The sequence below is a fragment of the Bacteroidales bacterium genome, from assembly GCA_012517825.1.
Classification (GTDB): Bacteria; Bacteroidota; Bacteroidia; order Bacteroidales; family JAAYUG01; genus JAAYUG01.
This window is the reverse complement of the sequence record JAAYUG010000111.1, coordinates 1-24,794: the sequence shown is the minus strand read 5'-3', so window position 1 is coordinate 24,794 and position 24,794 is coordinate 1. Positions and strand designations below refer to the sequence as shown.

Here is a 24,794-nt window from a genome sequence, read left to right as displayed (position 1 = left end):
CTTTACTTTTTATTATAGGATTTCCTGAAGTTTGCCCAGCGAACTCTCAACAAAGAGCAAAGCTGAAGCATTCATTATATCGTATGTATTTAATTCTGAGACTGTTACAACCTTGCTCCCGGGCAAATTTCGAGACGACAAATATATATTTTTGTTCGGTTCGTTGAGCACCAGAAGCGATTTTTTATTGCCCAGATTCAGGTTTTCCTGGATCTTAAGGAATTCCTTTGTTTTAGGAACTTCCAGCTGAAAATCTTCCACCACAAGGATGGCATTTTCTTTTGCTTTGTAGGCAAGAGCTGATTTGCGGGCGAGTTTTTTCACCTTTTTGTTCAGCTTGAAGTCATAGTCACGGGGAACAGGACCGAAGATACGACCCCCGTGGCGGAAAAGCGGGTTACGCAAACCACCTGCGCGGGCGCCGCCGGTTCCTTTCTGCCGCTTGATTTTACGGGTACTGCCGCTCACTTCATTCCGTTCCTTGGCTTTATGCGTACCCTGCCTGTTCGCAGCAAGATATTGTTTTACATCCAGATAAATGGCATGGTCATTTGGAGCAATGGCAAAAATGGCATCATCGAGAACCACTTTTCGCCCTGTTTCCTTGCCTGTAATTGAAAGTACATTCAGTTCCATAATTCCCCAACGTAATTAATTATTCCCTTTCGGGGCTGTATATTGTTACATACGATCCTTTTGAGCCGGGCACTGCGCCTTTTACGAGCATAATGTTCTGCTCGGAAAGGATTTTGACGATCTCAAGGTTCAGAACCTTCACCCGCTTGCCTCCGGTTCGGCCTGCCATACGAAGACCTTTAAGTACACGGGACGGGAATGAAGAAGCTCCAACGGAGCCCGGAGCTCTGAGCCGGTCGTGCTGTCCGTGGGTAACTTCGCCTACTCCTTTAAAATGATGCCTTTTTACTACTCCCTGAAAACCTTTGCCTTTCGAAATGGCAGCAATATCAACAAAGTTGTCATTCTTAAAATAGTCGACGGTTATAACATCACCGACTTTCCATGGAAGAACGAACCCTTTAAGCTCCAATACCTTGCGCTTCGGTGTGGTTCCGGCCTTTTTAAAATGGCCCACCATGGCTTTGGGAGTATTCTTTTCCTTGGCATCATCAAAAGCCAGCTGCAATGCCTTATAACCATCCCTTTCGACGGTCTTTATCTGGGTAATTACACAGGGACCTGCCTGAATAATGGTGCAGGGTACCTGCTTTCCATCATCCGTAAATACCGAGGTCATCCCCAATTTTTTCCCTATAATTCCTGGCATAGTATTATGGTATTATTTCGTGTCACACTTTAATTTCCACTTCCACTCCGCTGGGCAGTTCCAGCTTCATGAGGGCATCAATTGTCTTTGGAGTGGAGCTGTAAATATCAAGCAATCTCTTAAAGGAAGGAAGCTGAAACTGTTCCCTTGACTTTTTATTGACAAAGGGAGAACGGTTTACCGTAAAAATCTTCCTTTGTGTAGGAAGCGGAATAGGTCCGCTTACCACAGCTCCCGTAGATTTTACTGTTTTTACGATCTTCTCGGCTGACTTATCAACCAGATTATGATCGTATGATTTCAGTTTAATGCGAATCTTCTGACTCATTGATCAATGTATTTTATGCAAATGCAAGTTTCTTTCCGTGATAATTTTCCAGAATTTCTTTCGACAGTTCAGCCGGGACCGGGGCGTAACTGTGAAATTCCATGGTAGAGGCGGCGCGTCCTGAGGAGAGGGTCCGCAGAACGGTAACATAACCGAATTGTTCTGCCAGAGGCACTTTTGCCTTGATAACACGGGCACCGGCCCGGGTTTCCATACCTTCAACCTGGCCACGTCTGCGGTTAAGGTCGCCAATAATATCTCCCATATATTCTTCCGGAGTTACAACTTCAAGCGACATAATCGGTTCGAGCAGAACAGGTTTGGCTTCCGCTGCTGCCTTGCGGAAAGCCTGACGGGCTGCAATCTCAAAGGACAGGCTGTCTGAATCAACCGGATGGTACGAACCATCGAGCAGTTCCACCTTAAGCCCTTCAAGCGGATAGCCGGCCAGCGGACCGTTGCGCATCGCTTCCTCAAAGCCTTTCTTAACCGCCGGAATATATTCTTTCGGAACATTTCCTCCCCTAACGCTGTCGATAAACTGCAATCCTTTTTCACCCGGATCGGGAGGAGATATGCGTACATAAATATCAGCGAATTTGCCCCTGCCCCCGGTTTGTTTCTTGAACACCTCCCTGTGTTCAACCGTTGCGGTGATGGCTTCTTTATAGGCAACCTGAGGAGATCCCTGGTTGCATTCCACACCAAACTCGCGGCGCAATCTGTCAAGAAGAATATCGAGGTGCAGTTCTCCCATACCACTGATGATGGTCTGCCCTGAATCTTCGTCATAGGTAACACGGAAGGTCGGGTCTTCTTCGGTGAGCTTGCTCAGGGCGATAGCCAGTTTGTCCATGTCGCCCTGTGTTTTGGGTTCAATGGCAACACCAATTACCGGCTCGGGGAATTCCATCGATTCAAGAATGATGGGATGGGAACTTTCGCAAAGGGTATCTCCCGTTTTGATGTCTTTAAGGCCTACCACCCCGCAAATATCTCCGGCTTCGATGAAGTCGCGCGGATTCTGTTTGTTGGCATGCATCTGGTAAATGCGGGAAATGCGCTCTTTTCGTCCGGTACGGGGATTAAACACCTGGGTGCCTGAATCGATGCGTCCTGAATAGACCCTGACATACACAAGCCGGCCCACATAAGGATCGGTTGCGATTTTGAACGCAAGAGCTGTAAGCGGGGCCTTTTCATCAGGTTCTCTCCGGATTTCTTCCCCTGTATCGGGATGCACACCCTGCACAGATCCAATATCGAGAGGACTGGGCAAAAAGGCAACTATGCCATCCAGCAGACGTTGTATTCCTTTATTCTTAAAAGCAGCACCGCACATCACCGGCACAATTTTCCGGCTGATTACTGCTTTACGGACAGCTGACAGTATTTCTTCTTCCGTAATGGAAGCATGGTCTTCGAGGTACCTTTCCAGAAGGTGATCGTCAACTTCGGCCAGGCTTTCAATCAGCTTTTCGCGCCATTCTTCGGTCAGTTCGACCATATCTTCCGGCACGTCAAATTTTTCGTAGCGGGTTCCGATCTTTTCGTCATCGAACCAAACAATTGCCTTCCGTTCAATCAGATCGACCAGTCCGGTAAAAGAATCTTCCGATCCTATGGGAATCTGGACGGGTACTGCATTGGCATGGAGTTTTGTCTTCATTTGCTGCACCACGCCAAAGAAATCGGCACCCGGCCGGTCCATCTTGTTTATAAAGGCAATGCGTGGCACATGGTATTTATCGGCCTGCCGCCATACGGTTTCGCTCTGGGGTTCTACACCTCCCACGGCACAGAAAACGGCAATGGCTCCGTCAAGAACACGCAGGGAACGTTCTACCTCAACGGTAAAATCAACGTGACCCGGTGTATCGATAATATTGATCTTATAGTTCTGATCCCTGTACTTCCAGTAACAGGTGGTTGCTGCAGCCGTAATGGTAATTCCTCTCTCCTGTTCCTGCACCATCCAGTCCATCGTGGCATTCCCGTCATGCACCTCGCCCATTTTGTAATTGACGCCGGTATAATACAAAATCCTTTCGGTCGTCGTCGTTTTACCGGCGTCGATATGGGCCATAATCCCGATGTTCCTGGTATATTTAAGCTCTTCTTTCATTGAATCTTCTCCGCAACCCTTCTGTATTAAAATCTGAAGTGAGCAAAAGCTTTATTGGCTTCGGCCATTTTGTGCATGTCTTCTTTCCGTTTGAAAGCACCACCTTCTTCATTGTATGCCGCGATGATTTCGGCCGCCAGCTTTTCCTTCATGGATTTGCCACCTCTTTTGCGGGCAAACTCAATCATGTTCTTTATGCTGAGGGAAATTTTCCGGTCGGGGCGCACTTCAACCGGTACCTGAAAGGTAGCTCCACCTACCCTGCGGCTCTTAACTTCTACCTGCGGGGTAATGTTTTCAAGGGCTTTCTTCCAGATTTCCAGAGGGGTTTTCCCCGTATCCTTCATCTTTTCTCCTACCTCATCAATGGCATCATAAAAAATTTTGAAAGCCACACTCTTTTTTCCCCGCATCATCAGGTTATTGACAAATCTTGTAACCAACACGTCGTTGTACTTCGGGTCGGGCAACAAAATCCGTTTTTTTGGTTTTGCTTTTCTCATGTGCTTTTAACCGGTTATATTTTGATATTATTTTTTAGCCTTAGGTTTCTTGGTTCCGTAAACCGAGCGGCGTTTTCCGCGTCCTTCAACACCGGAAGCATCGAGCGTTCCACGGATGATGTGATAACGCACACCGGGAAGATCTTTCACACGGCCTCCTCTGATAAGGACGATCGAGTGTTCCTGAAGGTTATGTCCTTCCCCGGGAATATAGGCAGTTACTTCCATTCCATCCGTCAGACGCACACGGGCCACCTTCCGCATAGCCGAATTCGGTTTTTTGGGCGTAGTAGTATAAACACGTGTACACACACCCCTGCGTTGCGGACAGGACTTCATGGCCGGAGCCTTGCTCTTTTCTTCCAGCTTTGCTCTGCCTTTTCTCACTAATTGCTGTATTGTTGGCATAAACAAATATGTTTTTCTTACAAATTTGGGCTTGCAAAGGTATTCTTTTTTTTTAAAAAACAATATCATCCCTCGGTTTTTTCTTTTTATGTTGCAGAACAAAACCTTTGCCTGAAGCCATTCTCAGCCCGCTCTTGTACCTTATTAAATTTTTGCTACTTTTGCCAACCCATGAGGATGGACAGGGAAGGGTATCACCTTATATTATATGTTAACCGGATTGCACTTCCCTGTGGCTGTCTCTGGAAATGAAACAGGATATTATTTAAAACAACAATAATTAAACAGATCCATTTCAATGAAAACCTATCAGACATCTCAGATTAAGAATATTGTCCTTCTTGGTAATGCTGGTTCCGGCAAAACCATTCTGTCAGAAGCCATGCTGTTTGAAGGAAAAATGATAGACCGCAGAGGCAGTGTTGAACAGAAGAATACCGTTTCTGACTTTGAACCCATTGAACATGAAACGGGGTCATCTGTTTTCTCATCCCTGATGTACACCGAGATTGCGGATACCAAAATCAATATTCTCGACACACCCGGAGCCGACGATTTTATCGGGAATGTGGTTTCATCGCTTCATGTGGCCGACCTTGGGGTAATGCTTCTTAATGCCCAGAATGGTGTCGAAGTGGGGACAGAAATTCAGGCGCGCCACCTCGAAGACCTCAAGAAACCAATGATGCTGGTAGTTAACCATGTCGATCATGACAAATCCAATTTCGAGAAAACGATTGAAATGGCCAAAGAACGTTTCGGCAGCCATGTAACTCTTTTCCAGTTCCCTGTTCAGGAAGGGCCCGGATTTAACAGCATTGTTGATCTGATGCTGATGAAGGTACTCAAATATCCTGCCGAAGGAGGACAGCCTGAAATAACCGACATTCCTGCCGAACTGAAAGGAAAAGCAGAAGAACTGCACAACGAACTGATTGAGCGGGCCGCAGAAAATGATGAAGCACTCATGGAAATCTTTTTCGAAAAGGGAACTCTTACGGAAGAAGAACTGATGAGCGGCATACGAAAGGGAATTATAGCCCGTGGCATTTTCCCGCTCTTTTGCACTGCCGCCAAAAAGAACATGGGTGTGGGCCGTCTGCTTCAGTTTATCGCCAAAGCAGCTCCTTCTCCTTCCGAAATGCCCGCACCAAAAAACAGCGAAGGGAAGGAAGTCCCCTGTGATGCCAGTGCTCCCGCTTCTCTCTTTATTTTCAAAAGCAATATCGAAACCCATATCGGTGAAATCCTTTATTTTAAGGTGATGTCCGGAAAAATCACCGAAGGCTCTGACTATGTAAACAACAATAACCAGAGCAAAGAAAGACTTTCGCAGATTTTCTGGGTACTTGGGAAAAACCGCACTAAGGTGCCGGAACTCGTGGCCGGAGACCTCGGCGCTACCGTGAAACTGAAAAACACCCGCAATAACCACACTCTTACCGCTCCTTCCGTTTCATTCACTTTCCCTGCTATCAAATTCCCTGAACCCAAATACCGTACCGCCATTCGTCCCCTCAACGAAGGTGATGAAGAAAAACTGGGAGAAGCGCTTAACCGTATGCATAACGACGACCCGACGATCCTGATTGAATACTCCAAGGAACTGAAACAAATCATCGTCTACGGACAGGGTGAACACCACCTTAATATATTAAAGTGGCACCTCGATAACGAATTTAAGATACCTACCGAGTTTCTGCCGCCCCGTATTCCCTACCGGGAAACAATTACCAAGGCTGCACAGGCCGACTACCGCCACAAAAAACAATCGGGCGGCGCCGGTCAGTTTGGTGAAGTGCATATGATTATTGAACCCTATGTAGAAGGCGCTCCCGTTCCATCGGTTTATAAAATCAACGGCAAGGAATTCAAAGTAAGCGTGCGGGATACAGAAGAACATGACCTTCCCTGGGGCGGTAAACTGGTATTCCATAACTGCATAGTCGGAGGAAGCATTGATGCCCGCTTTATGCCGGCTATTCTGAAAGGAATTATGGAAAAAATGGAAGAAGGCCCTCTGACCGGTTCCTATGCCCGCGACATCAGAATCTGTGTATACGACGGGAAAATGCACCCGGTTGACTCCAATGAAATATCCTTCAAGCTTGCCGGAAGAAATGCCTTTAAAATTGCCTTCAAAAACGCAGGCCCCAAAATTCTCGAACCTATCTATCTTGTCGAAATTTATGTGCCTTCCGATCGTATGGGTGATGTGATCAGCGATCTGCAGGGCCGGCGTGGCATGGTGCTGGGCATGGGAAGTGAAAGAGGATTTGAAAAAATAACCGCTAAGGTTCCCCTGGCTGAAATGAACAAATATTCAACTGCCCTTTCCAGTCTTACCGGTGGCAGAGCCATGTACACCATGCGATTCTCGGAATATGCTCCTGTACCGGCCGAAATCCAGGAACAACTCCTGAAAGCCTACGAAGCAGAAGAGAAAGAAGAGTAACCATACTTCACCCAAAAAAACCTTCAGAAAATCTGAAGGTTTTTTTTCATCGGGATGTCTTAAAACTTTTTTTTCAACGACATACCTCACAAATGGTACTTTCACTTTATTTCAGCAGGGTTTGACCGGAAGCTTATGCAAAAAAACAACAGACTATGCAAAAGTTTGTTGGCATGGAAAATTCGTAATCAGCAATCAAAAAGCTTGCCGAAAGAGGTACAAAAAGCCGGTGTAATAGATTTTCCCTCCGTCATCTGTCTTTTTAACGCCCTGATAGCGGACATCATCGTATCCCTTTGCTTCGATAACGTAATAGTAATACCCTTCAGCCGCAGGCCGCCCTGATCCTCTGACGGTTCCGTCCCACCCATCCCAGTCATTGATGTCCCCTTCATATTCGTACACTTTAGCTCCCCACCTGCTGTAAATGGTTATATGAAATGACCGGATGGAGGCAAAACTCTCCTGATTCTTCTGGCGGTCACGCAAAATAATGAAACGCGAATTTCCTCCCGGAATATCGGGCGTAAAAAAATTGGGCACCTCCAGTAGAGATGGCTTGATAACCAGCGGTTCACTATTGACAGTAGAATCCACACAACCAGCTTCACTTACCGATATAAGACGAACCGTGTACCGGTGAGGAATATAGTAGGTGAACTCCGGTTTAATGGCCGTATCCGAAGTAACCAGAGGCAATGGCCTGGTCTGCCCACGAAAGACGGTATCCAGAAATTTCCAGGTAAAGCTTTTGCCGTTCACCGATTTATTAATGAACTGCACCGCCAGAGGAGCCGATTCCCCGTCCTGGCTGGCCTGCCGGAACTCGCTGTCCTGGGCATCTTTCACCAGGAAGGAAAAATCAGCCCGCGTCTGAATGCTTTTATATAACACCGTATCGCTTCTCAGAATGCCGCTGGCATCGGTAACTTTCAGTATATACCGCGTATCAAAGGGAGGGGGATTATAGTTCCGGACGTATGTGCCGGAAAATGCATTTTCAACCGTCTCTTCCTCATTGACCGAACTCCAGTAAATAGTTGGCTTAAGTGTGTATTTCAGCAGGGCTCCCGACTGAGGATCTGCATAAACCAGTGTATCCGTCCGCACTGTACCGTTGAGCTCCACGTAGTCGCAGGTAAATTTGGTGTCAGGCACCTTCCCTTCATTAGTTTCCAGCGCATCGGCCACAATGTCATGAACAAATACCCATGCCCTGCATACCGTATCCGGATCGGGGGCATGCTGCCTTACCAGCCTGTACCCTCCACCCGCAACGGCTGTTATTTCAGACTGATTAACATTGTTTTCCGTTTTCACCACACTATCAAACTGTCCTGTTGCAAAACGGTATTTATACCAGATAAAGTTGCAGTCATTCCCTCCTCCCGGACACTGGGCACTTAGCTTCAACTGTGGATAAGTACCCCCCTGAGGTGAATAAAACACATAAATCGGATCCTGATAAGGGAACACCGAGTATTGCGTAGTACCAGTATAGGAAGCCTGGGGTGCCAGTATCTGCGCATCAAGCGTAACTTCCGCAAGCAATAAGAACACCAATGCAAGGAAGCCGGATATCTTGCCAGACTTTAATTTCTGCAAACCAAATGGATTCAAGTCAGTAACTTTCTTTTACCGTTTCTGCAAAATAAACGAAATGTTTTCAGATTCAGTATATAATTCCATCCCTCATAAAAAATTGTAAAGGTTTCTCTGCATAACCTATGGCAAATCAGAAGTACAGCAAAAAAGGGAAAAATTCAAAAACACAGGGCATAATGGTTTAATGGTCATGCCATTGGAAGCTGAACTTAAAATCCGTATTTGGAACAAGGAGCAAGGTTTTCATTAAATTCATTATTCATCACTGCAATTTTAATTACTATATTTGCATGGTTAGTAATCAGGTTACACGAATGTTGTCTGACCGGAACGATATGATTAAACTCCCGGACGAATTGCAGGAATATTTTTGGGATGTTGATTTTCATAAACTCTCTCTGAGAAAGCATTCCAGATTTATTGCCGAAAGAATCCTGAATTATGGCGATCTGGCCAGTGTTCAGTGGTTCTTGTCCTGGGCTGACCAAGATTTCCTTAAGAAACTGTTAATAAGTAGCAGAAACTTAAACGCCAAAACCAGAAACTTTTGGAAATTGAAACTTACTATGTAACCCGACCATCTGTTCTTCGCCGTATAGCAAGCGACTGACAAACATCCAGGGAAACAAGAGACTTGAATGGACATCCAGGCTATTATAAACTATCGAAAGCCTAATATTTATGAAATCTGACCTATATACCGATGTGCTTACGGAAAATCAGCTTTCCTTGCTAAAAATGCTGGCAGAGCAGGAATTTATCCGGAATTTTTACCTTGCCGGAGGCACCGCACTCGCATTGCAGATCGCACATCGCCGGTCTCTAGATTTTGATTTTTTCAATGATGCTGATTTTAATACCACTTCACTGGTTTTAGAGCTCAATGAATAATGCAAAGAAAAGTCTGTCCGAAAAGATTTCAACATCCTAATTATATTCCTTCCCGCTTAACTACCTTTGCCTGTTCAATTATTTTCCGTGACGAGTCTCTTAAATGCTCTGAATGATGCACAGCGCGAAGCTGTTACGGCTCCGGGAGGACCGTGCCTTGTTATTGCCGGTGCCGGCTCCGGAAAAACCCGCGTGCTTACTTATCGCATTGCCTGGCTGCTCTCTCAGGGAGTAACATCAGGGCAAATCCTTGCCCTCACATTTACCAACAAAGCCGCCAGAGAGATGAAGGAACGCATCGCCTCTCTGGTCGGAGAAAAAGAATGCCGGCACCTGTGGATGGGCACTTTTCATTCTGTTTTTGCCCGTATTCTCCGGATAGAGGGAAGCGTTCTGGGCTTCACTTCAAGCTTTACCATCTACGACACACAGGATGCAAAAAATCTGGTAAAAACAATCATTAAGGAACTTCAGCTCGACGACAAGGTTTACCCGCCGGGAGAAATTTATGGCCGCATATCCTCGGCCAAGAACAACCTGATCACCCCGCAGGCTTATGCCCGTAATCAGGAAATTATCCGACAGGATACAGCGGCCAGAAAACCCATGGTGGCCGAAATCTATGCCCGCTATGCCAGCCGATGCCGTAAGGCCAATGCCATGGATTTTGACGACCTGTTGCTCTATACCAACATCCTGTTCCGCGATTTCCCTGATGTTCTGAAAAAATACCAGGAACGATTCCTTCATGTGCTCGTTGACGAATACCAGGATACCAATTTTTCCCAATACCTCATTGTAAGCAAGCTCGTACAGAAACACCGCAACGTTTTTGTGGTAGGTGATGATGCACAAAGCATTTATGGCTTCAGAGGCGCACGGATAGAAAATATCCTGAACTTCAAAAACGACTATCCTGAATACCGCTTGTTCAAGCTGGAACAGAACTACCGCTCCACACAGACTATCGTTAATGCCGCCAACAGCCTCATTGAAAACAATCAGGGCCAGTTGCGTAAAAAGGTATGGAGCGCTCTGGAAGCCGGAGAGAAAATTCAGGTTGCCCGTGCTTCATCCGATGCGGAAGAAGCCATGATGATTGCAGCCGATATCCACCAGATCCGCTTTTCCCGTCAGGCAGCATGGAAAGATTTTGCCATTCTTTACCGTACCAATGCCCAGTCGCGCATACTGGAAGAATCGCTCCGCAAATTGAATATACCCTATAAAATTTATGGCGGCCTGAGTTTTTACCAGCGCAAGGAAATCAAGGATCTTCTGGCCTATTTCAGACTGGTGGTGAATCCGAACGACGATGAAGCCCTCCTGCGGATCATCAATGTTCCGGCCAGAGGAATCGGAGACACAACAATGGAAAAACTTCAGGCAGCCGCCGCGGAAAGGGGGACCAGCATCTGGTCAGTTATTTCAGACGAAACCCTCACGGCAACAAACATTGGGAGCGGCATCCAGAATAAAATCAGGGGGTTTGTTTCCCTTATCCGTACGTTTATGGATAAACTGGCCTCTGCTTCTGCATGGGACCTGGCCATGGATATTGCCGAAAAAAGCGGTTTGCTGAAAGAGCTTCACAACGACCAATCACCCGAGGGGGTAACCCGCTTTGAAAATATTCAGGAATTGCTGAACAGCATCAGCTCATTTCAGGAAGAATCGGCAGAAGAAGAAGTTCCTACTCTCACCCGTTTTCTGGAAAATGTTTCCCTCCTTACCGATCAGGATACGGAAAAAGAAACTGACCACGACAAAGTGACCCTTATGACCGTTCATTCGGCCAAAGGACTTGAGTTTTCCTATATCTATATCACCGGACTGGAAGAGAAACTTTTTCCCTCCTATCTTTCGATGGAAAATCCTTCTGACCTGGAAGAAGAACGCCGGCTTTTTTATGTTGCCCTTACCAGAGCAAAAACGCGGGCCTTCCTTTCATGGGCGCAGTCCCGTTTCCGCTGGGGTCAGCCGGTTGACTGCACTCCGAGCCGTTTTATACGGGAAATAGACCCCCGGTATATCGAAAAAACCTATTCCGAAGGCGAAGAAAAAAGGAATGGAAGAAGACCCTATGCCGGGAATACCCTTTTCCGTGAACCTGATGGCCCTTCAGGCCTCAGCGAACCCCGGGCCGACCTGCCCGTAAGATCAATACCTCCACCCAACTGGAAAAAAGTGCGGAAGGGAGAAACCACTGCATCGGTTACCTCCAGCGAATTCCAGACCATTCCCGTTGAAAAACTCAAATCGGGAGCCCGTGTGCACCACGACCGGTTCGGGCCCGGAACCATTCTTTCCCTTGAAGGAGAATATCCCGACCTTAAAGCATCTGTGCAGTTCGATGAAGCCGGAACCCGGCAGTTGCTCCTCAAATTTGCCAAACTTCGACTGCTTGATGCAGAGAACTGATTTTACCATCGCACCTGCCTGTTTGTTTTTTCATTGCCGGCAATTTTCATACACCCAACATACTGAATCAATTAAAAAATAGTAGTTTTGCCAACAAAATCCCTTCGTATGTTCAAGGATTACAATACCACGCGCAAGAAGCTTGTTTTGCCAGAGTACGGCCGGAATGTGCAGATCATGGTCGATCACCTGCTTACTATCGAAGACAGGGAACTGCGCAACAAGGCGGCCCAGACGGTCATTGCCGTTATGGGAAACCTTAACCCCCACCTGCGCGACCAGAGCGACTTCCGGCATAAACTCTGGGACCACCTCATGATTATGGCCGACTATAAGCTGGATATCGACAGTCCTTACGAAATGCCCAAAAAGGAGGTGCTGGAAGAAAAACCCAACCGCATTCCTTACCCTTCGGGTGAAATCCGTTTCCGGCACTACGGAAAGGTTGTTGAAATGCTGGCCAAAGAAATCATGAAGGTGGAAGATGAACAGCGGCGCATGGAAATGTTGCGCAATCTGGCCAACCACATGAAAAAGCTTTATCTTACATGGAACAGGGAACAGGTAAGTGATGAAGTTATTTTCAACGACCTGAAGGAAATGATCGGACAGGACATTCAGTTTCCGCCCGACATGCACCTATCAGAAACACGGGAGCTTCTCGCCCCAAAAATCAGGAACAAGAAACGGAATAATCAACGGAATAAACCACGGTAATTACCTTGCCCGCGCATGAGTACCTTTGTCATAGAAGGAGGCCATAGCCTCCGGGGTGAGATCGTACCACAGGGTGCCAAAAACGAAGCCCTGCAGGTAATCAGTGCAACACTTCTCACGCCCGACAAAGTAACCATATCCAACATTCCCGAAATACGAGATGTGCTCATACTGATTGATCTCCTTCGCATACTGGGAGTTGAGGTAAATCATGTCAGCCATGGGGTTTACTCGTTCCAGGCAAAAAACATCCATCCCGAAGCTTTGCGAAGCGAAGAATTCAAAAAACTCGGATCAAGTCTGAGGGGATCAGTGATGGTCATTGGCCCTCTCCTGGCCCGTTTTGGCTTCGGAAGCATCCCACAGCCGGGCGGAGATAAAATCGGACGTCGGCGGCTCGATACACACTTCCTCGGCCTCCAGCAGCTGGGTGCCCACTTTACTTATCATCCCGACCAGCATACCTATACCATTGAGGCAAAAAACCTCCATGGAGGGTACATTCTCCTGGATGAAGCTTCGGTTACCGGAACGGCCAACATTATTATGACGGCCGTGCTGGCAAAGGGAACCACCACCATCTACAATGCTGCCTGCGAACCTTATGTGCAACAGCTTTGCCATATGCTTAACCGCATGGGGGCTCGCATATCGGGAATAGGCTCCAATCTTCTCACCATCGAAGGAGTGGAATCACTTCATGGATGTGAACACCGCCTTCTGCCCGACATGATCGAAACCGGAAGCTTTATCGGTCTGGCCGCCATGACCCAATCAGAGATTACAATTAGAAACGTTTCCTGGCAAAACCTTGGTATTATTCCCTGGTGGTTCAGCCGCATGGGCATCCGGTTCGAAAAAAGGGACGATGATATCTATATCCCTGCCCAGAAAGAATATGAAATCGACACATTCATCGACGGCTCCATTCTTACCATTTCCGATGCACCCTGGCCAGGATTTACCCCCGACCTCCTGAGTGTGATGCTGGTAATTGCAACCCAGGCCAAGGGCAGTGTGCTCATCCACCAGAAAATGTTCGAAAGCCGCCTTTTCTTTGTCGACAAACTGATCGACATGGGCGCCCAGATTATCCTCTGCGATCCGCACAGAGCTACCGTCATCGGACTGAACCGCCGCTTCCAGCTTCGGGGAACCACTATGACCTCACCCGACATCCGTGCCGGCGTCGCCCTGCTGATTGCTGCCCTGTCGGCTCAGGGAAAAAGCATTATCCACAACATTGAACAGATTGACCGCGGATACGAAAAAATCGACGAGCGCCTCAACCAACTGGGAGCACATATTGAACGAATTGAGCCCTGAATTGTTATCCAATACAATGAGGTTGCAACAGATGCATTCGTCTAATCTTTTAAACAAAAACTACCCTATGAAACAGATAGCCCTTATCCTTGCCTTTTCTGCTCTTATAATATCATGTAACCGATCATCGGGTAACAAACAGTCCGGAAGTTCTTCTCCGGCCGGAGTAGTAATCGGACTTGAACCCGGTAATCAAGCTCCGGAAATAGTGCTTCCATCTCCTGACGGAAAAGAAATTGCCCTTTCTTCCCTCCGCGGAAAAATGGTGCTAATTGATTTCTGGGCTTCGTGGTGCCCGCCCTGCCGAGCAGAAAACCCAAATCTGGTGAAAGTGTATAACGAATTCAAAGACAAATCCTTTACCAAAGGACAGGGTTTTACTGTGTACAGCGTATCCCTCGACCGCTCGCGTGATGCCTGGCTCAGGGGCATAAAAGAAGATAACCTGAACTGGCCTTACCATGTAAGTGACCTCAAATTCTGGAATTCTGAGGCTGCCGCTCTTTATCAGGTCGATGGCATTCCCATGAACTTCCTCCTCGACGGAAACGGAATTATTGTAGCCAGGGGTCTGCGCGGAGAATTGCTGCGGCAAACCCTCCTCTCTCTGCTTAAATAATCCTGAACTACGCATCATTTTTAACGACTGCCTGAAAAAAACCACTGTCAAAAAAGCATTGCGTACTGTTATTGATCTTCGGGTTTTTAACACATAGACACATAGATTGACATAGAACACATAGAGGCAACGGCACACCCTATGTGTCCTATGTGCTTCCTATGCGTCCTATGTGCTCTATGTGTTTCTATGTGTACTATGTGTTTTACTCAGCTACCCTCTTTTTTAACACATAGGTACATAGGTTAACATAGAACACATAGAGGCAACGGCACACCCTATGTCTCCTATGTGTTTCCTATGTGTCCTATGTGATTTCTATGCGTCCTATGTGCTTCTATGTGTCCTATGTGTTTCCTATGTGTTTAATCGCACTTCAGGCGATTTTTTACTCAGGTGCATTTCTTTAGGAATCAATTCATCTGGTTTACCTCATTTCTTCGGCCCCATATGAATAAGTCTGAATTATGCGCAATCATCTTCTTTTGTTAAATTCGCTGTATAATTTTTCCTATGCAGAAACCTGTCCTTATTACCTGTTTATTAATCGGTGTTGGTATGATCCTCTCCAGGTCGTTATCTGCACAGAATACTGAAAGACAACTCCCTTTTTTAGGGGCGCAGGTATTTATTGAACCCGGTCAGACTCCCGGTGAAATTGATTCCTGGTTCCGGGCTATAAAAGACAACCACATGACGGTATGCCGTATCCGCATGTTCGAATCGTACATGCACAAAGGTGATTCGGTATGGGATTTCTCTTTGTTTGATGAGGCTTTCCATGCAGCAGAACGTTGCGGCATTCAGGTCTTTGCCACCCTGTTTCCGGCAACGGAAAAAACTGACATCGGAGGATTCAAATTTCCCCGCGATGAAGAGCACCTTCGGTCGGTTGCAGCTTACATTGAAAAACTGGTTACCCATTACAGCCGGTTTCCCGCTTTAAGAGGCTGGGTGCTGATCAATGAACCCGGAACAGGTGGTGAAATACCGAAAAACGAATTTACCCGCAAACGCTATAAAGAATGGTTGCAGAATCATCCGCTCAGAGAATTTACCGAAAAAGGATACCCGATACTGCTTGACCTGACCGATCAGGCCTTCCTTCGCGATCTCAACACCTGGTACCTGCAATGGATTGCCGATGAAATACAAAAATACGACACAGTACATGAGTTGCATGTGAACAATCATGCAATTTTTCAGAACTGTGCCGAATACGACTTCCCTTCGTGGAGAAATTTCCTTTCTCATCTGGGAGGTTCAGCCCATGCTTCATGGCATTTCGGGTACTTTACCAGGCAGCAGTATGCCCTTGCCATGTCGGCCAACAGCGAAATCATCCGTTCCGGAGCAGGTCACCTGCCATGGTTTATGACTGAACTCCAGGGAGGGAATAATACGTATAGCGGTTTTGCCCCCATGTGTCCCTCACCCGAAGAAATCACCCAGTGGCTCTGGATTCTTCTGGCCTCGGAAGCCAGGGGAGGAATTTTCTGGTCTCTGAATCCGCGAAGTTCCGGCATAGAAGCAGGAGAATGGGCCCTGCTGAACTTTCAAAACCGGCCATCCGACCGTATGCAGGCCATTGCAAAGGTTGCTGAAACCCTGCAATCACGGCCCGACCTTTTTACCGGTCTGCAGGAGACTGAATCAGGTATTCACCTTTTATACGTCCGCGAGTCCCTCTGGGCTGAAAAGAAAATGGCTGGCGGCTCGGCACAAAACTACGAGGCACGCAACCCGGGTGGGGTGATGAAATCCATCCTTGGTTACTTTGAAGCGCTAAGTGAACTTGGAATCAATGCCAGCATAAACGCATTTGAAGAATTTGATTTTTCCCGGAACAACTATGCCGGAACCGTCATCATTCTGGCCCATCAGATCGCCATCCCTTCACGCTATGCAACCCTTCTGGAACATTTTGTAAGCCACGGAGGTAAACTCATCGTTGAAGGGCTGACGGCTTATTTCGACGAAAACCTCCATAATACCATGAAAACAGGGTTCCCGTTTGAACGGCTTTTCGGAGGAAACATCAGCGAATTTAAATTCACTGAGAACCTGTTCGAAATAAGGATAGGAAATAACACCCTCCCGGCTCACCTCTGGCGCGGAATCATCGCTCCCGGTACCGGCCAGGTCATTTGCACTTTCCGGAATGAACCTGCCGGTATCAGAAACCGGTTCGGTCAGGGAGAAGTAGTGTGGATCCCCTCTTTGCTCGGCCTCGGAAGCCGCATCCAGGAAGATTATGGACCACTGATTGCCTGGCTTCAAATGGAAGTTAAGGAAAACATAACGTCCTTCCCGGTGAGGTTTGCTTCCCCGCAAAAAAACATACTGATGAAAACAGCGAAGTGCGGCGAAAAGTATCTCAGCATCATCGTAAATAAATCCACAAAAACCCGGGAAATTCCGCTTATCGTATGGAACCGGGAATATCTTCCTGGTATGATTTTTGCTAGTGGAAATGGCAGAGTGAACAAGTACAGGGTGAAAATTCATCCCGAAGAAACCATGGTTGTGCTTTTCACCAAAAAAGGGTATTGATCTCATTTATTCAAACTAATTCAAAATGCTATGAAAAGATGGCTTTTTGTATGGATGCTCTTTCCAGGAATCACAATGCTTTCGAACGGACAGGAAAAAGGGAAAAATGCCTTTGAAATAACCTTGAATCCCGCCGCTTTATTCGACGCTTCAGCCGGCTCGCTTTTTCAAATGCCCTATCTGAAAGCCCGCTTTTTCCTGCAGGAGGATCTTGCGTTTCGTATGGGACTCGGCATGAACTTCAATTCCGGAACATCCCATCCGTTCAATAGCAACGAAAACATTGAAAAAAATACTGCCTTCGAATTCAGCCTCAGCCCGGGGGTGGAAAAACACTTAGGCAGCGGCAGGTTTTCCCCGTATCTTGGTACCGCTTTGACACTCGGCTGGAGAACCTCCGGAGGAAAATACATTGCGGGCACAACACACATAACCACCCATAACATCTGGACTAACGGGAATTATCCTGCCTATTTTGAGCTTGGTTTATCAGGCCTGGCTGGTTGCGACTATTACGTAACCGATAATTTCTATCTCGGATTCGAATTTTCACCTGGCTTTTCCTACACACGTTACCTGGAACAGGAAAGAAACAATTCCGGCACATCCGTAACCACACCTCCCTCCTCCTTCGTCAACTTCTCCCTATTTAGCAGTTCCGGATTAAGGGCCGGAATACGATTCTGAGGAAATATCATCCTGTTTTGCAGGACGAAGTGATTACCCTCACATTTCATAAAGAACATCCTTTCGCAGGAAGAAATGTCTATTACTTTTCCAATGTGATCAAAGAATCTGCAATGGGTTATAATGTCAATCTGCTCAGTTTCAGATTTGCTTCCGCCTGGTTCAGATAAATCAGAAACCAGGGGAAATTACTGCTCCCCAAATTGCTGCTTCCTTCAATATCCGACTTCCATCTGAACAACCGGATGGCAGTTTTTCTACACCCAGCATTTCAGGCAATGAAAGGGCCGGATTGCTATGCTCCGGAAGATTTTCAAGATACATGATCAGATCCTGCAATTCCCAAAGGAACTTTGTTTTGATTTCTTCTTCCCGCTGAAACAATACTTTGCTTACTTTCGGCCTGGGCCATTTTGACCATTTGGATGAATTAAGCAGAATCTGCGGATTGTGGTTCCATTCTTCAGAATTTATTCCAAAGTATTGCAGATCCAGCTGTCTATACCGGGCTGCCAGGTCCAGCAAATAATCTATTTTCCGGATAACCTGATATGTGTCGCCAGCTTTCGAAGGAGAAGGTACAGCATTGGCTACATGACTGCTATTTGCTGCCAGAGAAAGACTATCTTCTATTTTGTTCTTAGCCACATTCAAAGAAAGCCATGCCGGGAAAGCTGAGATGAAAACAAGCAGAAAAAGTACGGCAATGGTATGATAATATGACAAATGGAATGACTGGGATCCTTTCTTGTAATCGAAAGATAAACAGGTGAATATACCATATACGGAAAAGGCAGGGATATGAGGATAGCCCGTCCGGCACCGGGCCAGTGCATGATCTTAAACAAGGAGGCCAAAGCCAGTATGATTGTGCCGGCTATGCCTGAAATCTTCATCATGTTTTTCATCTTTCTGTATTTTGAGTCAACTGCATACAATGATGCTTCCTGAATTTTCCTTAATCTTCGCAAAGAACCCATTTTCCTCTTCACCTTTTCATACGCTTCAGAAAAATCAAACCCCTTCATCATTTCATATTCCACATTACAGCAAACATGATCAATGAGATCATCAGCAAGGGGAGAAAAATTGATTTCCAGCCTGCTGATATCATGGCTGATCTGATTGACATCCTGCGGAGAGAGCTCATACATAGTTCAGGCCGCTCTTTAATTCTACAATTCTCCGAAGAGATTCGAGAAATTCCTTCATCTCATTGATCTTTTCCGAAACCAGAGATTCCCCCCGGGGAGTGAGGCTATAGTAAATCCGCACCCGGTTGTTGTAATTCTCTGATCTTTTAGTCAATATGTTTCCCCTTTCCAGTTTATGAAGAACCGGATACAACGCTCCGTAGGAAAGCCGGATTTTACCCTCTGTAAGTTCCTCAACCCGCCGGCTAAGCGCATATCCGTGCATTGGTCCTTCTTCCTTGAGAATCTTCAGGACTATGGTTTTTAAATATATATTTGAATTACATATATACTTTTTAAAAAAATATTAATGGTTTAAGCAAGAATTTTGGTTGATAAGAAATTCATTTCGCTCAGGCTGGTATTTTCCGAAATCTCCTCCTGGTGAAAGGCTGAGCCTTGAGAACGCAGGCAAAAATTCAATCCGGCATTAACAAAAACAAATTCAATTTGTTATTAGTGTTAAATTATTAACGACATAACTATGGCTAACTACCTGATCATTGGTGCATCCTCGGGAATCGGCCAAGCTATTGCATTGCAATTGGCTGAAGCTGGACACCAGGTGTTTGGAAGCTTTAATAAGAATGAGATTCATTCTGAACATCCGTCTTTGAAATACTTTCGCCTCAATGTTCTCGATGAGGGCTTTTCACTTGATTTTCTTCCGGAAGCCATAAGCGGATTGGTTTACAGCCCTGGAAGCATTAATCTCCGGTCATTTGAGAGAATTAAACCAACTGATTTCATTGATGATTTTCAGTTACAAGTTATTGGAGCGGTAAAAATACTTCAGGCCGTTTTGCCAAAAATGAAAAAGAGTGAGCATGCTTCGATTGTTCTGTTTTCAACGGTGGCTGTTCAAACCGGATTGCCCTTTCATACTATGGTTTCAGCCTCCAAAGGAGCTATTGAAGGGTTGACAAAAGCACTGGCCGCGGAATATGCTCCGAAAATCCGGGTAAATTGTATCGCCCCTTCAATAACGGATACCCCTTTGGCAAACCCTTTTCTGAATACGGAACAAAAACGTGATGCAAGCGCACAAAGACACCCTCTGAAAAGGATTGGGAAACCTGATGATATTGCTAGTTTAGCCACGTTTCTCCTTTCGGAAGAAGCTGGGTGGATAACCGGACAGGTAATACACGCAGACGGTGGATTCTCTGCATTGAGAGTTTAGCTGTCTCATTTTTTAATCAATTGCTGTTTATAAACTATGTAAAATGAAAATGAAAGAACTTATCTCAAGAACAGATCAAATGATTGCCAGAACAATGAGCAAATGGAGCATACCCGCCATCAGGATTTCGTTTGCCATTATTTTTATCTGGTTTGGAATCTTAAAACCATTTGATGTTTCTTCTGCCGAAAGCTTACTCAAAGCTACAGTGGCCTGGCTTCCTTTCGGTTCACCGGAATTCTGGCTGGTTGCCATAGGATGGTGGGAAGTGGCCATCGGAATCACCTTCCTGTTTCAGCGAACAACCAAAATAGCCATTGCATTGCTTTTCCTTCAAATGATCGGGACTTTCATGCCTCTGGTTTTTTTACCTGAGGTAACCTTCCAGAACGGAAATATTCTCACGCCGTCACTTGAAGGCCAATATATAATTAAGAACGTAATGATTATTTCAGCTGCTTTGGTTCTTGGAGGGCAGTATTATAAATCCAAATAGTCCATTAGTCCTGCATTCCTCGTTTCCCTTACCTATGCATCAAATCAAGAATAGTTATAAATACAAAACAATAAGTCTTGTTTTTCCTCATCAGCTATTCGAACAAAATCCATGCCTTGCCAGAGAAAGACCAATCTGGCTGATTGAAGAATTTCTATTTTTCAAACAATGTAAATTTCATCAACAGAAAATCGCTTTTCACCGAGTAACTATGAAATTCTATGAAAAGTAGTTGCTGGAAAATGGTAATAAAGTAATTTATATTGATTCGTTCAACCCTCTTGGTGATGATAGTAATCTGATACCCTACCTGGCAAAAGAAAAGATTGAAAAAATATATGTGTGATGTAACAGATTACTGGCTCGAACAACGAATAAATAAACTTTGCAAATCATTCAATATTTTTTTTAGTTAATGCCTATGATAATATGGATTCCAATAAAAAAGAAATATGGAACAAAAAAGCAGAAGACTTTCTAAATGCTTTGAATTTTAGATAATTTAATTTACAAGAAATGGCTTTTTATCAACTACTTAAATCCCAGAAATTACCTGTTTCCATCGATGTGATATGGGAATTTATTTCATCGCCAGGTAACCTAAAGGAAATTACACCCCCCTATATGGGTTTTCTGATAACCAGCTCTACGGGGAATGGAAAAATGTATCCGGGCATGATTATTACATACAAGGTAAGCCCTTTGCTAAGATTAAAAATAAACTGGGTAACAGAGATAACGCACGTCAGGGAAAAAGAATATTTCGTTGATGAGCAAAGAATTGGACCTTACTCAATGTGGCATCACGAACATAGAATTGAACCCATTGCTGGTGGTGTACTAATGACCGATATTGTTACCTATCAGCCGCCCAATGGAATACTGGGAGCTTTAGCGAACACACTGTTCATAAAAAAACAATTGCAACGCATTTTTGATTATAGAGCAAATGTTCTGGAAAAAAAATTTGGTGTATACAAATTGCAATAACCTCATCAACCGGCTTTTGCTGGGTTAACACATTAAAATTCCGCATAGCTCAATCGTTTGTTTTTTCGGATAAATCATTACATTTGTTTTGCTGAAGCCAATGAAAGTTATGCCTGGTTCTGTTAATATCCGTGAGCTGGCCAGGGTGCTGGGATTATCAATAACTACCGTTTCGCGCGTTCTGAACGGCAAGGCAGAAGAATTCAGAATCAGTAAGGAAACCTGTGAGCGGGTTTTGCAGGCAGCACGGGAGATGAACTATACCCCCAACAGCCTGGCGCGCGGACTGAAGCTCGATAAGACCGAAACCATCGGGTTGATTATACCTGATATCGCCAATCCCTTCTTTGCTGATATTGCAAAGACCATTGAGCAGGAAGCAAGGGCAAAGGGTTATTTTATCATTCTTTGCGACAGCGGAGAAAACCAGGAGGCTGAAGTAGAACTGGTGCGGATTCTGAAAAACAGGAAGGTGGACGGAATGATCATTGCTCCGGTTGGTCTGCGCAGCCGTCATATCGAAGAACTTTACCAATCGGGGTTCCCGGTTGTGATCATCGACCGTTACTTCCCTGACCTTTCCGTACCCTATATTACCACCGACAATTATCAGGGTGCATTCGACGCCGTTGACCATCTGATCCGGCACGGACACAAGCGCATTGCCTGTATCCAGGGCCTCCGTGGCAGCCAGCCCAACCGCGACCGGGTTAGCGGGTACCTTGAAGCCCTGAAAAGAAACCATATACCCGCCGACCAGGAACTGATTGTGGGGGACAGTTTTAGTGAAGAAAACGGATATATTCAGACCCGCCTTCTCTTCAGCTTTGAAAAACCTCCCGATGCCGTCTTCGCCCTCAGTAATCTGATTTCCCTGGGAGTGATCAAAGCTGCCCGCGAAATGGGGCTTCAGATACCCCGCGACTTTTCCCTGGTATCCTTTGATGAACAACCTTTCTCTGCCTATCTGGTACCTCCCATGACAACCATCGAACAGCAGAAAAGTGAAATAGGACGCCTCGCGGTAAATGTACTTCTCCGGTATATCCAGAACCCCCGCCCGGCAAAGCCGGTTGCCATCAGGCTAAAAGCACGGCTCATTGAAAGGGATTCGGTAAAACAAATAAACATCCCTTCCGCATCTTCAAAATAATTAGAAAAAGCATCCCGATTCAGGCGATGATTCGTCAAAAAAATCCGGGACATAGGGTGGCTTTATTGCCGGTTTGGTTCCTTCTAAATTCCTTCCAGCGCTCTTGGTAATAATTTCAATATTTGCCGGTTACAGTTCAAAACATAAAACTGAGAAAAATCATAAGGTTGAATCGGGAAAAAATTTACAGGAATTTGTTGGATATTAATAATTTTTTTATTTTTGCTCAAACGTTTGTTCTAACCTAAACCTACAACCGGATGATCACCATACATTCCTATTCTGTTGCAGTACTGCTGTGTTTTGTCACCATGCTGTGCTGGGGGTCATGGGCCAACACCCAGAAACTGGCCACCCGTAAATGGAGTTTTCCATTATTTTACTGGGACTATGCACTGGGAGTTCTTCTCCTCTCCCTGTTGTTTGCTTTTACCCTGGGCAGTTCAGGAACTGAAGGACGAAGCTTTCTTTCTGACCTATCCCAGGCTGATGCACATTCACTTATTCTTGCCTTCACCGGCGGCGTTGTGTTCAATCTGGCCAACCTTCTGCTGGTTGCAGCCATTGACATTGCCGGAATGGCAGTTGCCTTTCCGGTAGGAATTGGTCTTGCGCTGGTAATCGGCGTGATTACCAACTATGTTGCCACACCTGTGGGAAATGCCTGGCTCCTTTTTGCCGGTGTTGCACTCGTTACCCTCGCCATTGTACTTGACGCCATTGCGTATCGCAAAAAACAGCAAGGCCAGACACAAACTCCCATCAAAGGTATCGTTGTTTCGCTCATAGCCGGGGTGCTGATGGGATTCTTCTACCGGTTTGTCGCCGCTTCCATGATTACCGACTTTTCCATGCCTGAAGCCGGCAAACTTACACCTTATTCGGCCTCTGTTATCTTTGCTCTTGGCCTTCTGGTTTCCAATTTTGTATGGAATACCATTTTTATGTACAAACCTTTGAGCGGGGAAAAAGTAACCTATGCCGACTATTTTGCCGAAAAGGGACTTGGCCTGCATCTGGTAGGTATTCTGGGAGGTGTCATCTGGAGCATCGGCTTTACCCTGAATATCATCGCTTCCGGAAAAGCAGGATTTGCCATATCGTATGGACTCGGGCAGGGAGCTACTCTTATTGCAGCGCTCTGGGGAGTGATTATCTGGAAGGAATTTAAGGGAGTTCAGAAAGTTACCGGACTGCTCGGCCTCATGTTTCTTTTTTATGTTATCGGCCTGGCTCTGATTATTGCAGCAAGGCTTTACTAAAAATTTGTTTCATGAAACCCCGCATTCTTGTTATTGGCAGTGCCAATGTTGATATGATTATCAAGGTACCCCACATTCCCAGGCCGGGAGAAACCATTCTCGGAGGTGATTTTTTCAAAGTCCAGGGAGGCAAAGGGGCCAATCAGGCTGTAGCGGCTGCACGGGCCGGAGGAAACGTCATATTTGCCGGTTGTGTGGGCAATGATTCCCTTGGAGCTGACACGCTTACCTGTCTGAAAAAGGAAGGTATTGATGTCAGCTTTGTAAAAATTTCGCCCGATAAACCTACCGGTGTGGCACTCATTAATGTGGCCGCCACCGGAGAAAACAGCATAGCGGTTGCACCGGGTGCAAACCATGCGGTTACACCGGACGACATTCAGGCCATTGAACATGTAATAGCCGAAGCACAAATTGTTTTGCTTCAGCACGAAATTCCCGTTCCGGCCATCCGCACAGCCATTGAAATTGCCTCAGTTCATAAGATTCCTGTTATTCTGAACCCTGCTCCGGCGTTTCCGATTGCCTCCGACCTGCTGTCAAAGATTGAGTATCTTACTCCGAATGAGCACGAAGCCGCCATGATAACTGGTC

Annotated in this window: 25 protein-coding genes; 15 read left to right on the top strand and 10 right to left on the bottom strand. The window is 45.9% G+C overall.

Annotation, left to right across the window (positions count from 1 at the left end):
* Positions 1–12: 12 nt before the first annotated feature.
* From rplD to GX419_07510, 6 genes are read right to left on the bottom strand one after another with little or no spacing between them, the layout of a single operon-like run.
* Entirely contained in the window at positions 13–636 is a 624-nt protein-coding gene (gene rplD, locus GX419_07535) for a 50S ribosomal protein L4 (GenBank protein NLI24537.1), read from the bottom strand.
* A gap of 19 nt (positions 637–655) precedes the next feature.
* A complete protein-coding gene (gene rplC / locus GX419_07530) occupies positions 656–1,285 on the bottom strand; it encodes a 50S ribosomal protein L3 (protein ID NLI24536.1) in 630 nt (209 codons plus the stop codon).
* A gap of 22 nt (positions 1,286–1,307) precedes the next feature.
* A complete protein-coding gene (rpsJ, locus tag GX419_07525) occupies positions 1,308–1,613 on the bottom strand; it encodes a 30S ribosomal protein S10 (protein ID NLI24535.1) in 306 nt (101 codons plus the stop codon).
* Positions 1,614–1,626: 13 nt separating this feature from the next.
* Positions 1,627–3,738 (bottom strand): elongation factor G, encoded by a 2,112-nt coding sequence (fusA, locus tag GX419_07520; GenBank protein ID NLI24534.1) that lies wholly within the window; start codon positions 3,736–3,738, stop codon positions 1,627–1,629.
* A 26-nt stretch (positions 3,739–3,764) separates the two neighbouring features.
* Positions 3,765–4,241: a 30S ribosomal protein S7 gene (gene rpsG, locus GX419_07515; protein NLI24533.1), complete on the bottom strand. Its 477-nt coding sequence runs from the start codon at positions 4,239–4,241 to the stop codon at positions 3,765–3,767.
* 27 nt (positions 4,242–4,268) lie between these two features.
* Positions 4,269–4,649, bottom strand: a complete 381-nt coding sequence (locus tag GX419_07510) for a 30S ribosomal protein S12 (protein ID NLI24532.1) — start codon at positions 4,647–4,649, stop codon at positions 4,269–4,271.
* 298 nt (positions 4,650–4,947) lie between these two features.
* Here GX419_07510 and GX419_07505 point away from each other — a divergent pair, with 298 nt between their 5' ends.
* Complete coding sequence (locus GX419_07505) at positions 4,948–7,104, top strand: elongation factor G (protein ID NLI24531.1); 2,157 nt, start codon at positions 4,948–4,950, stop codon at positions 7,102–7,104.
* A 195-nt stretch (positions 7,105–7,299) separates the two neighbouring features.
* Here the strand turns inward: GX419_07505 and GX419_07500 are convergent, their stop codons facing one another.
* Positions 7,300–8,709, bottom strand: a complete 1,410-nt coding sequence (locus GX419_07500; GenBank protein NLI24530.1) for a hypothetical protein — start codon at positions 8,707–8,709, stop codon at positions 7,300–7,302.
* A 681-nt stretch (positions 8,710–9,390) separates the two neighbouring features.
* Here GX419_07500 and GX419_07495 point away from each other — a divergent pair.
* The 7 genes from GX419_07495 to GX419_07465 all read left to right on the top strand — a co-directional run bounded on the left by GX419_07495 (position 9,391) and on the right by GX419_07465 (position 17,923).
* Entirely contained in the window at positions 9,391–9,600 is a 210-nt protein-coding gene (locus GX419_07495; protein ID NLI24529.1) for a hypothetical protein, read from the top strand.
* Positions 9,601–9,687: 87 nt separating this feature from the next.
* The gene (locus GX419_07490; GenBank protein ID NLI24528.1) at positions 9,688–12,021 is read left to right on the top strand and encodes a UvrD-helicase domain-containing protein; all 2,334 of its coding nucleotides are present in this window, start codon (positions 9,688–9,690) and stop codon (positions 12,019–12,021) included.
* A 108-nt stretch (positions 12,022–12,129) separates the two neighbouring features.
* On the top strand, positions 12,130–12,738 hold the full coding sequence (locus tag GX419_07485) for a DUF4290 domain-containing protein (protein NLI24527.1): 609 nt from the start codon (positions 12,130–12,132) through the stop codon (positions 12,736–12,738).
* Positions 12,739–12,753: 15 nt separating this feature from the next.
* A complete protein-coding gene (murA, locus tag GX419_07480; protein NLI24526.1) occupies positions 12,754–14,064 on the top strand; it encodes a UDP-N-acetylglucosamine 1-carboxyvinyltransferase in 1,311 nt (436 codons plus the stop codon).
* Between the two features lie 16 nt (positions 14,065–14,080).
* A complete protein-coding gene (locus GX419_07475) occupies positions 14,081–14,683 on the top strand; it encodes a TlpA family protein disulfide reductase (GenBank protein ID NLI24525.1) in 603 nt (200 codons plus the stop codon).
* A 558-nt stretch (positions 14,684–15,241) separates the two neighbouring features.
* A complete protein-coding gene (locus GX419_07470; GenBank protein NLI24524.1) occupies positions 15,242–17,236 on the top strand; it encodes a hypothetical protein in 1,995 nt (664 codons plus the stop codon).
* Between the two features lie 30 nt (positions 17,237–17,266).
* On the top strand, positions 17,267–17,923 hold the full coding sequence (locus GX419_07465) for a hypothetical protein (protein ID NLI24523.1): 657 nt from the start codon (positions 17,267–17,269) through the stop codon (positions 17,921–17,923).
* Positions 17,924–18,094: 171 nt separating this feature from the next.
* Here GX419_07465 and GX419_07460 read toward each other — a convergent pair whose 3' ends face one another.
* From GX419_07460 to GX419_07450, 3 genes are read right to left on the bottom strand one after another with little or no spacing between them, the layout of a single operon-like run.
* Positions 18,095–18,571 (bottom strand): hypothetical protein, encoded by a 477-nt coding sequence (locus tag GX419_07460; protein NLI24522.1) that lies wholly within the window; start codon positions 18,569–18,571, stop codon positions 18,095–18,097.
* A 2-nt stretch (positions 18,572–18,573) separates the two neighbouring features.
* On the bottom strand, positions 18,574–19,077 hold the full coding sequence (locus tag GX419_07455) for a hypothetical protein (protein ID NLI24521.1): 504 nt from the start codon (positions 19,075–19,077) through the stop codon (positions 18,574–18,576).
* On the bottom strand, positions 19,070–19,405 hold the full coding sequence (locus GX419_07450) for a PadR family transcriptional regulator (GenBank protein NLI24520.1): 336 nt from the start codon (positions 19,403–19,405) through the stop codon (positions 19,070–19,072). The genes GX419_07455 and GX419_07450 overlap by 8 nt, the downstream gene beginning before the upstream one ends.
* 195 nt (positions 19,406–19,600) lie before the next feature.
* Between GX419_07450 and GX419_07445 the strand changes: the two genes are divergently transcribed.
* The 7 genes from GX419_07445 to GX419_07415 form a co-directional block, all read left to right on the top strand.
* Positions 19,601–20,299, top strand: a complete 699-nt coding sequence (locus GX419_07445; GenBank protein ID NLI24519.1) for an SDR family oxidoreductase — start codon at positions 19,601–19,603, stop codon at positions 20,297–20,299.
* Positions 20,300–20,393: 94 nt separating this feature from the next.
* On the top strand, positions 20,394–20,795 hold the full coding sequence (locus GX419_07440) for a DoxX family membrane protein (protein ID NLI24518.1): 402 nt from the start codon (positions 20,394–20,396) through the stop codon (positions 20,793–20,795).
* A 34-nt stretch (positions 20,796–20,829) separates the two neighbouring features.
* Positions 20,830–21,027 (top strand): cryptochrome/photolyase family protein, encoded by a 198-nt coding sequence (locus tag GX419_07435; protein NLI24517.1) that lies wholly within the window; start codon positions 20,830–20,832, stop codon positions 21,025–21,027.
* Positions 21,028–21,311: 284 nt separating this feature from the next.
* On the top strand, positions 21,312–21,785 hold the full coding sequence (locus GX419_07430; GenBank protein NLI24516.1) for an SRPBCC family protein: 474 nt from the start codon (positions 21,312–21,314) through the stop codon (positions 21,783–21,785).
* A 109-nt stretch (positions 21,786–21,894) separates the two neighbouring features.
* Positions 21,895–22,938: a LacI family transcriptional regulator gene (locus GX419_07425; GenBank protein ID NLI24515.1), complete on the top strand. Its 1,044-nt coding sequence runs from the start codon at positions 21,895–21,897 to the stop codon at positions 22,936–22,938.
* 260 nt (positions 22,939–23,198) lie between these two features.
* A complete protein-coding gene (locus tag GX419_07420; protein ID NLI24514.1) occupies positions 23,199–24,200 on the top strand; it encodes a multidrug DMT transporter permease in 1,002 nt (333 codons plus the stop codon).
* Positions 24,201–24,211: 11 nt separating this feature from the next.
* Positions 24,212–24,794: ribokinase (locus GX419_07415; protein NLI24513.1), on the top strand; the 583-nt coding region annotated here is incomplete at its 3' end.